This window comes from Mycobacterium sp. 050128 (assembly GCF_036409155.1).
Classification (GTDB): Bacteria; Actinomycetota; Actinomycetes; order Mycobacteriales; family Mycobacteriaceae; genus Mycobacterium.
On the sequence record NZ_JAZGLW010000002.1, the window covers coordinates 678,303 to 690,995 of the forward strand.

Sequence of the window (12,693 nt, forward strand, 5' to 3'; positions counted from 1 at the left end):
GCCCTGGACGCACACTCGACGGGAAGGCACCCGCCGGCATCGCCGCAAGCTCAGTGGCTGGGGCCGCCGCGGAATCGGTTGCCGATGCGGATCGCCGGCAGCAGCAAGCTGCGCGGCGTGTACCTGCCGCCATTGCTGACGACCTTAGGCACCACGCCGGGGACGACGGTGCGCTTGCCGGACAGCATGCCGTCGATCGCCGCCTCCGCGACATCGGCCGGCGAGACTTGGGCAAGGGGCACGCTGAATCGCTTGGCGTTGGCGATCTCGGCCCACTCGGTCGGTACCGGGCCCGGGCACAGCGCGGTGACCGACACCCCCGTGCCGTGCAGCTCTTCGTGGACGGCTTCGGAGAAGGTCTGCACGAAGGCCTTGGTCGCCGAGTACACCGCCATGAAGGGCAGCGGCTGAAACGCGGCGATCGACGCGATGTTCATCACGGCTCCGGCGCCGCGCTCGACCATGCCGGGCAGCGCCGCATGCGTGAGTTCCATCAACACCAGCGCATTGAGGGTGACCTCCTCGCTCTCGCGTTCGACCGGCAACTCGTGAAAGACCCCGCTGGTGCCGAAGCCGGCGCTGTTGCACAGGCCCGCGATCGGTTCGGTGCGCAGCCGGGTCGCCAGTTTCGCCCGCGACTTGCTGTCGCTGAGGTCCAGTGGCATCACCTCGACCGCGACCGAGTGCTCCGCTCCCACCTCGGTGGCGAGCTCGTCGAGGCGTTCGCGCCGTCGCGCGACGAGCAACAGCGGGAAGCCGCGGCGGGCCAGGCCGCGCGCGAGTTCGGCGCCGATCCCCGAGGAGGCACCGGTGATGACGACGGTCGTCTGGCTGCCGGCTTTCGGAAGGCTCATAGCGTCACCAGTGAATTCCGCGAGTCGCCTGCAGGAACGTCTCGCTGCGTCTGTTGAATTGTGCTGCGCTGGTGGAGTTTTCGTCACCCTTGGCGGCGGTGGAGTCGTCGAACATGGCGAACGCCCGGTTGCGCACCCGATCCATCACGGCCGGGTTGACGGCGTCGGCGACCGCGGCGAATTGCCCGAACGGTGAGCTGGCCCGCCGCGGCCGGTGCACGATCGCGTCGGTGATCACCCCGGCCGCCTGGTCCGGCGTCAGCGCCGGGAACTTGTCGTACATCTTGGTCGGGCCGATCATCGGGGTTCGCACCAGCGCCATGTGCACCGTGGTGAATCGCACGTCGTCGTTGACGACTTCGGCTTGCAGTGCGTCGCAGAGACTGTCCAGCGCGGCCTTGCTGGCGATGTAGGCACCGAACCGCGGTGCGCGGGTCTGCACACCGACGGACGAGACGTTGATGATGTGCCCGGAACCGCGCTCGCGCATCCCCGGGATGAACTTGAGGATGAGCTGGACGGCGCCCAGGTAGTTCAGCTGCATCGTCCGCTGGTAGTCGTGGATCCGGTCGTAGGACAGTGCCAGCGAGCGCCGAATCGACCGGCCCGCGTTGTTGATCAGGATGTCCACTCCCCCAAGCTCATTGAGCACTTTGTCGGCCATCGCGGCGATGGCGTCCATGTCCGAGAGATCACAGGGGTAGACGTGGGCGATGCCGCCGTCGCGTCGGATCTCAGCGGCGACCTTCTCCAGGTTCTCCGGCGTGCGGGCCACCAGCACCACCGTCGCGCCGGCTTCGGCGATCTTCTTCGCGGCGGCCTCCCCGATGCCCGACGAACCGCCGGTGATCAGGACGGTCTTGCCGTCGACGGCTTCGCCGAGACTGTGCCCTTGCACCGCCTCGAGCAGATTCCTCAGATAGAACGGTCGATATCGCCCGGCCGAGTTCGGCGTGTTGATGATGTTGGAGACCACCGCGAATGGCTTTTCCACCAAGTTCGTCAAGTCACCAAGGTTCATCGGTTGTCGCTCCTAACGGCGGATGGTGTGACGTGGGTCATACTGCCAACCTAGGGCATGACGCGGCGGCGACGAACGGATGACCGTCACCTGAACGAGGCGAACCGTCTCACCGAGCGGCCGAAGATGCGGCTACGTGCCGGCAATCGGCTTGTTACGTCGGGCAATCCGAGCGTGATCGGGGACTAACTGAGGGGCAACGCCGCAGTGGTCCGCTGGTTACATGAAACTCTTGGCAACGTTCCACAAACCGGAGCCGACAACCATCTTCGACCGGATCGGCGGGCACGAGGCGCTCGAAGTCGTCGTCGAGGACTTCTACGTCCGGGTGCTCGCCGATGCCCAACTGGCCGGCTTCTTCACCGGAAGCAATATGAACCGCCTCAAAGGCAAGCAGATCGAGTTCTTCGCGGCCGCGCTTGGCGCACCCGATGTCTACACCGGTGCCCCGATGAAGCAAGTGCATCGGGGGCGCGGCATCACGATGCACCACTTCAACCTGGTGGCCGGGCATTTGGCCGATGCGCTGGCCGCGGCGGGCGTCTCGCCGATGACGGTGACGGAGATTCTGAGCGTCGTCGCACCGCTCGCCCCCGAGATCGCATCGAGCGACGCCGGCACTGCCAAGCGCTGAGCCGCACAGCGGATATGAATTCGCCGGCGCGCGGGCGTGTCGCGCCCGGCGATCGCGGCGCAGCCGGTAGTCAACACGTATGAGGCCGATCGCAGTCATCGCCGCGGCACTGATGGTGGGCGCGTGCAGCTCGCCGTCCACCCGGCCGTCCGGTTCGGGGATGCCGACCGTCACCAGCAAGCCACCGGCGTCGGTGGCGGTCGACTGCGGCAAACCCGCGAACGCCGTGCAGCAGCTGGTCTGCAGTGACCCACACCTGACCGAGCTCGACCACCGCCTGCAAACCGCCTATCAGCAAGCGCTCGCCCGCACCGGCGCCGATCCCGCCGCACTGGCGGAGGCCCAAACCGGTTGGACGACGGCCCGCGACGACTGTGCCCGCAATGTCGATGTGCACACCTGCGTGCTGGAGGCCTATCAGACCCGGCTCGTCCAATTGGCCATCGCCGACCCCGCCACGGTGGCTCCGCCGGTCATCACCTATCACTGCCCCGCCGACGCCGGCCCGCTGACCGCCCAGTTCTACAACCAGTTCGACCCGCGCACGGCGGTGCTCAACTGGAAAGGCAACCAGGAGATTCTGTTTCTGCTGCCGTCCGGCAGCGGGGCGAGGTACGGCCGGCAGGGCTCCGAATACTGGGAGCACCAGGGCGAGGTAACAATTGACTTCAACGGCACCAAGTTCGTCTGCACCACGTCCTGATGCCCCACAATGCCTAGCGTGGGCCGCACATTCGACGATCTCGTCGCAGCCGCCGATTCGGTACCCGTCGACGGCTGGGATTTCTCGTGGCTGGACGGGCGTGCCACCGAGGAACGCCCGTCCTGGGGCTACCAACAGCTGATCAGCCGTCACTTCGCAACCGTGACGGCCGCCGTGGATCTGCAGACCGGTGGCGGCGAAGTGCTGGCCGGCGCCGGGCCGTTCCCGCCCACCATGGCGGCCGTCGAGTCCTGGCCGCCGAACATCCCGCTGGCGACCAAGCTCCTGCACCCGCGCGGCGTGGTCGTGGTGGGCACACCCGACGAGTCGGTCCTGCCGTTCGCCGATGAGGCCTTCGACCTGGTCACCAGCCGGCATCCGCACACGCTGTTCTGGCCTGAGATCGCCCGGGTGTTACGGCCGGGCGGCACCTACCTGGCTCAACACATCGGACCCGCGACGGTGTCCGAGCTGATCGAGTACTTCACCGGGCCACTGCCCGAAGCGTCGGATGTAAGACACCCGGACAACGAGAGCGCGGCGGCGCGGGCAGCCGGGCTGGAGATCGTCAATATGCGGCCGGAGCGCCTCCGGCAGGAGTACTTCGACATCGGCGCGGTGGTCTACGTCCTGCGCAAGGTGATCTGGTGGGTGCCGGACTTCACCGTCGAGCGCTACCGCGATCGGCTGCGCGAGCTGCACGAGCGCATCGAATCCGATGGCCCCTTCGTCGCGCATGCGACGCGGGTTCTCGTCGAGGCCCGCAAGCCGGATGTCAGCTGAGCCCGGGATGCGACGGTCGTTCGACGAGCTGATGGCGGAGGCCGTCGCGGCGCCCCTCGTGGGCTGGGACTTCTCCTGGCTGGATGGCAGGGCCACCGAGGAACGCCCGTCCTGGGGATACCAGCGGCAGATCAGCGCCCGGCTCGCCGCCGTGTCGGCCGCCCTGGACATCCACACCGGTGGCGGCGAGGTGCTCGTCGGTGTGCCGTCGTTCCCGCCCACGATGGCGGCCACCGAATCATGGCCGCCCAACGCCGCACTGGCCACCCGGCGATTAGGGCCCCGCGGCGTGGTGGTCATCCGGACCAGCGACGAGCCCCCGCTGCCGTTCGCCGCCGAGGCATTTGACCTGGTGACCAGCCGGCATCCAATTGCGGTGTGGTGGAGCGAGATTGCCCGCATGTTGCGGCCCGGTGGCACCTACTTCGCGCAGCACCCCGGCCCGGCGACGGTGTGCGAGCTGGTCGAATTCGTGATGGGGCCGCACCCCGAGTTGGGTGCCCACCTCGAGCCGGCCGTGCAGCGCGCCGACGCACAGGCCGTCGGGTTGCAGATCGTGGACATCCGCATGGAGACGCTGCGCGCGGAGTTCTTCGACATCGGCGCGGTGATCTACTTCTTGCGCAAGCTGATTTGGACCGTGCCGGACTTCACCGTCGAGCCGTACTACGGGCGACTGCGCGCCCTGCACGACATCATCGAGGCGGACGGCCGGTTCGTCACGCACCCGACGCGGGTGCTGGTCGAGGCCCGCAAGCCCGGCTGATCAGCCCTCGTCGCGCAGCACGCCCAACGCGTGGCGCAGGTCGGTCGGGTACGGGCTGACGAATTCCACCCACCGCCCGTCGGCCGGATGGGCGAACGCCAGCGACCGGGCATGCAGCCATTGACGTTCCAGGCCAAGCCTTTTCGCGAGTTTCGGGTCGGCGCCGTAGACGAGGTCGCCGCAGCACGGATGGTGCAACGCGGCGAAATGAACCCGAATCTGGTGGGTGCGACCGGTTTCCAGGTGCACATCAAGCAGGCTGGCGGCGGCGAACGCTTCGACGGTGTCGTAGTGGGTGACGCTGTGCCGACCGTTCTGGGTGACCGCGAACTTCCACTCCCCGCCGCGATGCCGTCCGATCGGCGCGTCGATGGTCCCGCTGGACGGGTCCGGATGTCCTTGCACCAGAGCGTGATAGCGCTTATCGACGGTGCGTTGCTTGAACGCCCGCTTGAGCAGGGTGTAGGCCCGTTCAGAGATCGCGACCACCATCACCCCGGAGGTCCCCACGTCGAGGCGGTGCACGATGCCCTGCCGTTCGTGCACACCCGACGTGGTGATCCGGTAGCCCGCGGCGGCCAGGCCGCCGAGCACGGTCGGCCCGCTCCAGCCCACCGAGGCGTGCGCGGCCACCGCCGCCGGCTTGTCGATGACGACGATGTCGTCGTCGGAGTACAGGATGGCCATGCCCTCGATCTCGACGGGCGTGTTCTCCAGCGGCGCCGGCGCCTCGGGCAACCGCACCTCCAGCCAGGCGCCGGGTGTCAGTCGGTCGGACTTGCCCGCCTGTACACCGTCGAGTTCGACGCCGCCGTCCTCGGCGATGGCCGCGACCGCGCTGCGGGACAGCCCCAACAGGCGCGACAGCCCGGCGTCGACACGCATGCCCGCCAATCCCTCCGGAACGGGCATCGAGCGGTTGGTCATTTGGTCGGGTCGGGCTTGCGACGACCTACCGAGTCGAAATCGAAGCCGAACACCGAGAGCACGACGAGCAGGATCGCGCCGCCGACCACGGCCGGGTCCGCGACGTTGAACACCGGCCACCAGCCGATCGACAAGAAATCCACGACATGGCCCCGAAGCGGTCCCGGCGCGCGAAAGAAGCGATCGACCAGGTTGCCGGTGGCGCCACCGAGAATCATGCCCAGGCCCACCGCCCACCACGGCGATACCAGCCGCCGGCCCATCCAGAAGATGCCGAGCACCACACCGGTGGCGATCAGCGTCAGCATCCAGGTGTAGCCGGTCGCCATCGAGAACGCGGCCCCGGAGTTGCGCACCAACGTCCAGGTCACCGTGTCGCCGATGATCGACACCGGCTGCCCAGGCGGCAGCAGTCGGACGGCGAGCACCTTGGTCACGACGTCGAGCGCGAGCACGACGGCCGCGACCGACAGCAGCAGCCGCAGCCGCCTCGGAGCGGACCGCGGCGTACCGGCTTCGGGTTCTGCCACTTCCCCGGACGTTTCGGCCTCCCCCGCGGACGTCACCGGCTCGGCCGATCCTGTTGGTTCTTCAGGCACCTCCCCATCATCCCCTAGCACCCGGCTCGGTCGGGTGCGGCCTCGCCGCCCCGGCGCGTGCGGAATGATTCGGCTATGGGCCGCATCACCGTCATCGCCACCGGCGGCACGATCTCGACCAGCACCGGCGCCGACGGCGTGCGCCGTCCCAGCCGCAGCGGATCCGACCTCACCGCCGGTCTCGACGTCGACGTCGTCGACCTGATGGCAGTGGACAGCTCGGAGCTGACGACGCCCGACTGGGACCGGATCGCCGATGCGGTGCGGGTCGCGGTCGCCGACGGCGCCCAGGGCGTGGTCGTCGCGCACGGCACCGACACCATGGAGGAGAGCGCGCTGTGGCTCGACCTCACCTATGCCGGCAGCCCGCCGGTCGTCCTGACCGGCGCGATGCGCAGCGCCGACGCCCCGGACTCCGACGGGCCCGCCAACCTGCGCGACGCGGTGGCGGTCGCGGCCAGCCCGGCCGCGCGGGGTCTCGGTGTGCTGGTGTCGTTCGCCGGGCGGGTGCTGCAACCGCTGGGCATGCACAAGGTGGCCACCCAGGACCTGAGCGGCTTCGCCGGCGAGCTGGTCGCCGCGACGCCGGGCGGCCTGCCACGCTACGGCGCCAAAATCCGCCCCTACCTCGGTGAGCTGCGGGCGGCCGACGCGCCGCGGGTCGACATCGTCGCGGCCTACCTGGGCAGCGACTCGGTGGCGCTGGATGCCTTCGTGGCCGCGGGAGCGCGGGGCGTCGTGCTCGAGGCGCTGGGGTCGGGCAATGCCGGGGCCGCGGTGGTCGACGGCGTGCGCCGGCACTGCGCCAACGGGATCGTCGTCGGGGTGTCCACCCGGGTGCCCGGCGGCGGGGTCAGCGCGGGCTACGGCCCCGGCCACGAACTGGTCGAAGCCGGTGCCGTGATGGTGCCGCGGTTGCGGCCGCCGCAGGCCAGGGTGCTGCTGATGGCCGCGCTGGCCGCACAGTCACCGGTCGGCGACGTCATCGCCCGCTGGGGCTGAGGCCCCGGCGGCGTCCCCGGTGCGCAGCTCGCCCAGATAGTCACGCCAGTCCAGCGAATCGATCGGGTTGGCGCCGGCGAGATCGGCGGTGTCGGCGGGGAATGTCCGGGCCTGACCCGGCCCGCTGCTTCGGGTTTCGAACCGCACGGTGACGACGCCGTGGCCGGCGCCCTGCACCCAGCCGTGCCCGAGTTCGCGGTGCTCGACGTCGAGGCCCACCCGCCACGGCGAGGCCTCGGGGGCCGCCGCGAACATGGCGTCGGTCGCGGTCTCGGTTGTCGTTTGCAAGGAGTGCGGCGCCTCCGGTCCGGGCGCCGCGAGCTCGAGGTCCGGGAACAGCGACTCCTGGCGCACGTCGCTCAACCCCGAAAACCCAACGCCGAGTAGCCGAATCGGCCCGATCTCGCGCGGATCGAGCAGCAGCCGCCGGGCCAGCGCGACCAGCGCGGCGGCCTCCGTCGTCGCATACGGCAAGGTCGCGGAGCGGGTCAGCGTGCTCATGTCGGACTTCTTCAGCTTCACCGTGACGGTGCGGGCGCCACGGCCGTCGCGCAGCAGGCGCTGATGCGCATGCTCGGCGATCGGAGCGATCGCCTCGTGCAACTGCTCGAGGCTGGTCAGGTCGACGGCGAAGGTGGATTCGGCGCTGATCTGCTTGGCCTCGGCGCGCTCGGCGACGGGGCGATCGTCGATGCCGCGGGCCAGCCGGTGCAGCGCCAGGCCGACCGTCGCGCCCAGGATGTTGGCGACCTCGGCTTCGGTCAGCGCGGCCAGCTGCCCGATCGTCTCGATGCCGAGCCGATTCAACTTCTCCTCGGCGACCGGGCCGATTCCCCACAGCCGCCGCACCGGCAACCCGTCGAGCAGCAACCGTTCCTCGGCGCGCCGGACCACCCGAATGCCGTCGGGTTTGGCCAGCCCGGAGGCGATCTTGGCGATTTGCTTGCCCGAGCCGGCGCCCACCGAGGCGATCAACCCGGTCTCGTCGCGCACCCGTCGTCGCAACCCCTCGCAGAACTCCTCGACGTCCTGCGCGGACGCCCCGGCGAGCTGCGGCGGCTCCCCGAAAGCCTCGTCGAAGGACAGCTGCTCGACGACCGGCACCACGGCGCGCACCACGTCGAACACCCGCCGGCTGGCGACCCCGTACACCACGCCGCGCGGCGGCAGCACCACCGCGGTCACACCGATCATCCGGCGGGCCTGGTGCATCGGCATGGCCGACCGCGCCCCGAACACCCGCGCCTCGTAACTCGCCCCGGCCACCACTCCCCGGCCGCCCAGCCCGCCGACCAGCACCGGCCGACCTCGCAGCGTCGGCCGGGTGAGCTGCTCGACGGAGGCGAAGAACGCGTCCATGTCCAGGTGCAGGACCCAACGCGACTCCATCCGACAAATGCTATTGCGCTGCTGGGCTAACGTTTTCCACATGGCCATGAACCTCGCGCACCGACGGATCTGCAGCTCGGACCGCTGGGCCAAAGCAGTCGAAGACGATCTGCTGCCCTGGGCGCTGGCCGACGTCGATCTGGGCGACAACACCCTCGAGATCGGGCCCGGCTACGGCGCCATCCTGCGGGTGCTGGTCGACAGGACGCCGAAGCTCACCTCGGTGGAGATCGACACCCCGATGGCGCAGCGACTGCAGCGCCTCTACGGCGACCGGGCGCGAATCATCAACGGCGACGCCACCAATACCGGGTTGCCGGCCGACGAGTTCAGCTCGGTGGTGTCGTTCACGATGCTGCACCACGTCCCGACGGTCGATCTGCAGGATCGGTTGTTCGCCGAGGCTTTCCGGGTGCTGCGCCCCGGCGGTGTTTTCGCCGGCAGCGACAGCGTGAATTCGCTGCGGTTCCGGATCCTGCATTTCCGCGACACCTGCAACACCGTCTCGCCGGACACCCTGCCGGATCGCTTGCGCGCGGCGGGATTCGGCGACGTCGAGGTCGAGGTGCGCGGCGGCCGGCTGCGCTGGCGAGCGGTAAAGCTAACCGGCTAGCTCTTGCGGCTGGGCTTTCGCCCACTCGATGTAGCGGTCGATGCCTTCCCAGATGCCGACCTTGGGTGCAAACCCGATGCTTTGTGCCAAGGCGATGCTGGCGGGGAACCGACTCACCTCGCCCGGCCGCGCGGGTCCGTTGACCACTCGGGTGTCGAATTTCGCGGCGATGTATTCGGCGATGTCGCGCACCCGGGTATTCGTGCCGCTGGCGAAGTTGATCGCGCGGCCCTTGAGATCTGGGGTGTCGAGCACCAGTAGGTAGGCGTCCACCGCATCGCTGACGTGGAGGTAGTCCCGGGTCGCGGAGCCGTCGCCGAAGACGGTGAGTTCTTCACCGGCGATGGCGCGGCGCACCAGGATCGGAATCAGCGCACCGAAGGCTCCACTTTTCTGTCGCTCACCAAAGATGTTGAACGGACGAACAATCGCGATGTCCATGCCGTACGAGCGGAAGTACGAGTAACACAGCCGGTCGGCGGCGGCCTTCGACGCGGCGTATGGGCTGTTGGGTCTCGGTTCGGCCGTTTCGTCGAGCAGCGCATCCGGCGCGAGGCTGTGACCGTCTCCGTACACCTCACAGGTCGACGCGAAGATGACTCGCGACCCGTACTCGCGTGCGGCCTCGAGAATGTGGTGCGTGCCCATCACATTGGTCTCGAGAAAGCTTCTCGGATCGTCAAGTGACTTGTCCACGTTGATATTCGCCGCCAGGTGGAAAATGACGTCGTGGTCGCGCGCCGTCTTGCTGACCAACTCCCGATCGGTCACGGAGCCGAATACGACGTCCGCCGATTCGTTCATCTGGAAACTACGCAGATTTCCCTTGGCGGCAACGGACAAGGTGTTGAGGACGGTCACGTGGTGTCCCGTGGCGAGCAAGGCCTCGCACAGATGGCTGCCCTGGAAGCCCGCCCCGCCAGTTACGAGAATTCGCACTACTTTCCGCTCTCCCGTCATATGCGTGTTGTGGCGCATCCTAGCCACTGCATCGGCCGAATTTGTCGCTAATGCAAATTCGGTGAAGTGCGCGGTGGGTGCCCGTATTGGCGGTACGTTGTGAATCGCCCCACGAGCGCCCAGCTTTCGAAGGAACAGGGAAACGTCACGTGTGTTCGTCACATGCCGGGTCGGCCGCGATCGACACCTGGGAACTCGAGCGGCAGGTCGCGTCGTGGTCGGCCCACCCCGCGCTGGCGGAGCTCGTCGCGGTGTTCGGCGGTACCATCCCCGACGGACTGAGCCTGAGCGACCGGCTGGCGTTCCTCGACGAGTTCAGCGACGCGTGGGACTACCGGGGCCGGGCCCGCGCAGCCGCCGCGGAACGGCTCAGCAGCCAGGACGCCGCGGGCGCGGCCCGGTGGCTGATCCCTCGATTGCCGCTGGCCGCCTCGCGGCAAGAGAGGATCGAGGCGGCGACGGCCGCGTTGGGCGTGACGGGCGAAACCAAGCCTGAGGGAACGGATTTCGATCACATCCTGGTGATCGGCGGGGCGCGATACACCAACCTGCTGCGCGCCCGCTATGCGCGTGAGATCGCCACCGGTCGGCGCATCGGCCACGTGGTGCTGGCCGCCGCGTCCCGGCCCGTGCTGGACTCCGAGCAGGACGCGATCGACGCGTGTGCGCCGGGTGCCCGCACCGAATTCGAGTTGATGACCTTCGGCGCGGCCGACGCGTTCGAGCTCGACACCCGCGAGCTGATGGAGCACGTGCGCGGGCGGGTCGGTAAGGCGCAGGGCGACGAGACGGTGTGGCGCTTCGCACCGGAGACCAACGAGCTCGGCGTGCCGATCACGCTGCTCGAGACGCCATCGCCGGACCCCGACCGTCGCCGGGCGAACTCGTCGGACACCTACACCTTCGCCGCTCGGACGGTAGGCATGCGCGGCTCGTCATGTCTGATGGTGACCGGCCAACCGGTGGGCTACTACCTGCACTTCGAGGCGCTGCGATCGTTGGCGGTGCCGTTCGGGATACGGGTGGAATCAGCGAGTTTCGGCGTCGAGCGCTACAACCGGCTCGGCGAAAAAGACGAGCAGCATCCTGCCAAGGTGCTGCAGGAGGTCCGCTCGGCGATTCGGTCCGCGCGCGGGCTGCTGGAAGATCTCGAACAGCTCACCCGGTGATGGTGCACGGCGAGGACGCCGGGAAGGTCCCCGACACCGGTCGCGGGCGCCCCGCCGGAGGCCACGGTTGCAGCCCCAGGTTGGCCAGATAACGCACCGGACTGGTGTGCTCGCCGTCGATGCGAACCTCGAAATGCAAGAAGCCGTCCCGGGATTGGGTTTCCGGGCCGAGGGCGCCGATTCGTGCTCCCGCGGCCACCCGGTCGTCGACCGCGATCCGGCTCTCGTCGCCGGGACGGAACACGTAGACGGTGTCGAGGCCGCGGCACGAGACGGTCACCGACCGAAGCCCACCGGGGTCGAGATCGCGTACGGCCGAGACGGTTCCCGACGTCACCGCGTGGATCGGCGTCCCGGGATCCGCGGCGAAGTCGACGCCGGGATGAAACGTCGCGGCCCGGCGCCCGTAGCCGGAACCGAGCGCCAGGCTGCCGCGATCGATGGGTAGACGGGTGCCCGGCTCGGCCGGGTCGAAGTCGCCGCGCACCCGGCGCTGGTAGTCGGCCTTGAGCAGGTCGATCTCCTCGTAGGCGTAGCCGAACAGCAGGGCACGGTCGTAGGGCACGCCGTAGTTCATCTCGGAGTCCGGATCGATCTTGCGGTAGTGCTCGACCTTGCCGATCCGTTCGGCCAGGGTTGCCCATCCGGTGTGGTGCAAGCGGATCTCGTTCACCAGTCCGATGCGGCCGTGCTCGGTGATATTGGCGGGCCAGTGCGGATTGTGGATCACCCGGGTTCCGGCCCGCAGCCCGGGGCGCCACCGCCAGAACGGCCCGCGCACCGATTCCGCCGTTCCCATCACGGGGATCATGTCCGGATAATCCGGGTCGTTCCAGGCCGGGATCATCGGGCACATCAGCGCCGCGACGTCGTCCGGCGTGCCCGCCAACACCTCGCGGACGTCGACGTCCGCCTCGACGATCTGATCGGAGTCGATCATCACGATCCAGTCCGGGCGGCAGAAATCGGCCATCCGGTACAGCAGTTCCAGCCCGGGCGGTTCGGGGATCAGCCACGGCGTTCGTGGCAGGTCGGAGCGGGCCCGCACCAGGTTGGTCACCGCGGGGTGCCGGCGCAGGATCTCCGCACTGTCGTCGGTGCTGCGGTCGTCGATCGCGTAGATGTCGTCGCACCAACCGGCCAGCCCGTCCAGGACCCGGGGCAAGACGTCGGCACCGTTGTGCACCCGGAACACACCCAGAATCCGCAACGACGCCTCCATCTGATGGTTTCCGTAACCGGACGCTACCCGAATCGCGCGCCGTCAACAGGC

Annotated in this window: 14 protein-coding genes; 7 read left to right on the top strand and 7 right to left on the bottom strand. The window is 68.7% G+C overall.

Annotated elements, in window-relative coordinates; all coding sequences use genetic code 11:
- Window positions 1-50 precede the first annotated feature (50 nt).
- Complete coding sequence (locus tag SKC41_RS20480; protein WP_330979486.1) at window positions 51-854, bottom strand: SDR family NAD(P)-dependent oxidoreductase; 804 nt, start codon at window positions 852-854, stop codon at window positions 51-53.
- Window positions 855-858: 4 nt separating this feature from the next.
- Window positions 859-1,875, bottom strand: a complete 1,017-nt coding sequence (locus SKC41_RS20485) for an SDR family NAD(P)-dependent oxidoreductase (RefSeq protein ID WP_330979487.1) — start codon at window positions 1,873-1,875, stop codon at window positions 859-861.
- 223 nt (window positions 1,876-2,098) lie between these two features.
- Here SKC41_RS20485 and SKC41_RS20490 point away from each other — a divergent pair, with 223 nt between their 5' ends.
- The 4 genes from SKC41_RS20490 (at window position 2,099) to SKC41_RS20505 (ending at window position 4,761) form a co-directional block, all read left to right on the top strand.
- Window positions 2,099-2,509: a group I truncated hemoglobin gene (locus SKC41_RS20490; RefSeq protein WP_330979488.1), complete on the top strand. Its 411-nt coding sequence runs from the start codon at window positions 2,099-2,101 to the stop codon at window positions 2,507-2,509.
- 79 nt (window positions 2,510-2,588) lie between these two features.
- On the top strand, window positions 2,589-3,212 hold the full coding sequence (locus tag SKC41_RS20495; protein WP_330979489.1) for a lysozyme inhibitor LprI family protein: 624 nt from the start codon (window positions 2,589-2,591) through the stop codon (window positions 3,210-3,212).
- An 18-nt stretch (window positions 3,213-3,230) separates the two neighbouring features.
- Complete coding sequence (locus SKC41_RS20500) at window positions 3,231-3,995, top strand: class I SAM-dependent methyltransferase (protein ID WP_330979490.1); 765 nt, start codon at window positions 3,231-3,233, stop codon at window positions 3,993-3,995.
- Window positions 3,996-4,002: 7 nt separating this feature from the next.
- On the top strand, window positions 4,003-4,761 hold the full coding sequence (locus SKC41_RS20505) for a methyltransferase domain-containing protein (protein ID WP_330979583.1): 759 nt from the start codon (window positions 4,003-4,005) through the stop codon (window positions 4,759-4,761).
- Here SKC41_RS20505 and SKC41_RS20510 read toward each other — a convergent pair whose 3' ends face one another.
- Window positions 4,762-5,688, bottom strand: coding sequence for an RluA family pseudouridine synthase (locus SKC41_RS20510; protein WP_330979491.1), 927 nt, complete (start codon window positions 5,686-5,688; stop codon window positions 4,762-4,764).
- Window positions 5,685-6,287, bottom strand: coding sequence for a signal peptidase II (lspA, locus tag SKC41_RS20515; RefSeq protein ID WP_330979492.1), 603 nt, complete (start codon window positions 6,285-6,287; stop codon window positions 5,685-5,687). The genes SKC41_RS20510 and lspA overlap by 4 nt, the downstream gene beginning before the upstream one ends.
- Window positions 6,288-6,362: 75 nt before the next feature.
- Here lspA and SKC41_RS20520 point away from each other — a divergent pair, with 75 nt between their 5' ends.
- Entirely contained in the window at window positions 6,363-7,289 is a 927-nt protein-coding gene (locus SKC41_RS20520; protein WP_330979493.1) for an asparaginase, read from the top strand.
- Here SKC41_RS20520 and SKC41_RS20525 read toward each other — a convergent pair.
- The gene (locus tag SKC41_RS20525) at window positions 7,254-8,678 is read right to left on the bottom strand and encodes a DNA polymerase IV (RefSeq protein ID WP_330979494.1); all 1,425 of its coding nucleotides are present in this window, start codon (window positions 8,676-8,678) and stop codon (window positions 7,254-7,256) included. The two genes, SKC41_RS20520 and SKC41_RS20525, sit on opposite strands and share 36 nt — an antisense overlap.
- A gap of 40 nt (window positions 8,679-8,718) precedes the next feature.
- Between SKC41_RS20525 and SKC41_RS20530 the strand changes: the two genes are divergently transcribed.
- Window positions 8,719-9,291: a class I SAM-dependent methyltransferase gene (locus SKC41_RS20530; RefSeq protein WP_330979495.1), complete on the top strand. Its 573-nt coding sequence runs from the start codon at window positions 8,719-8,721 to the stop codon at window positions 9,289-9,291.
- Here the strand turns inward: SKC41_RS20530 and SKC41_RS20535 are convergent.
- Window positions 9,280-10,230: a dTDP-glucose 4,6-dehydratase gene (locus tag SKC41_RS20535; protein ID WP_330979584.1), complete on the bottom strand. Its 951-nt coding sequence runs from the start codon at window positions 10,228-10,230 to the stop codon at window positions 9,280-9,282. The genes SKC41_RS20530 and SKC41_RS20535 overlap by 12 nt on opposite strands.
- 170 nt (window positions 10,231-10,400) lie before the next feature.
- Here SKC41_RS20535 and SKC41_RS20540 point away from each other — a divergent pair, with 170 nt between their 5' ends.
- Complete coding sequence (locus SKC41_RS20540; RefSeq protein ID WP_330979496.1) at window positions 10,401-11,420, top strand: hypothetical protein; 1,020 nt, start codon at window positions 10,401-10,403, stop codon at window positions 11,418-11,420.
- On the opposite strand, the gene SKC41_RS20545 is transcribed toward SKC41_RS20540, so the two are convergent.
- Window positions 11,410-12,630, bottom strand: a complete 1,221-nt coding sequence (locus tag SKC41_RS20545; RefSeq protein WP_330979585.1) for a peptidoglycan DD-metalloendopeptidase family protein — start codon at window positions 12,628-12,630, stop codon at window positions 11,410-11,412. The genes SKC41_RS20540 and SKC41_RS20545 overlap by 11 nt on opposite strands.
- Window positions 12,631-12,693 lie beyond the last annotated feature (63 nt).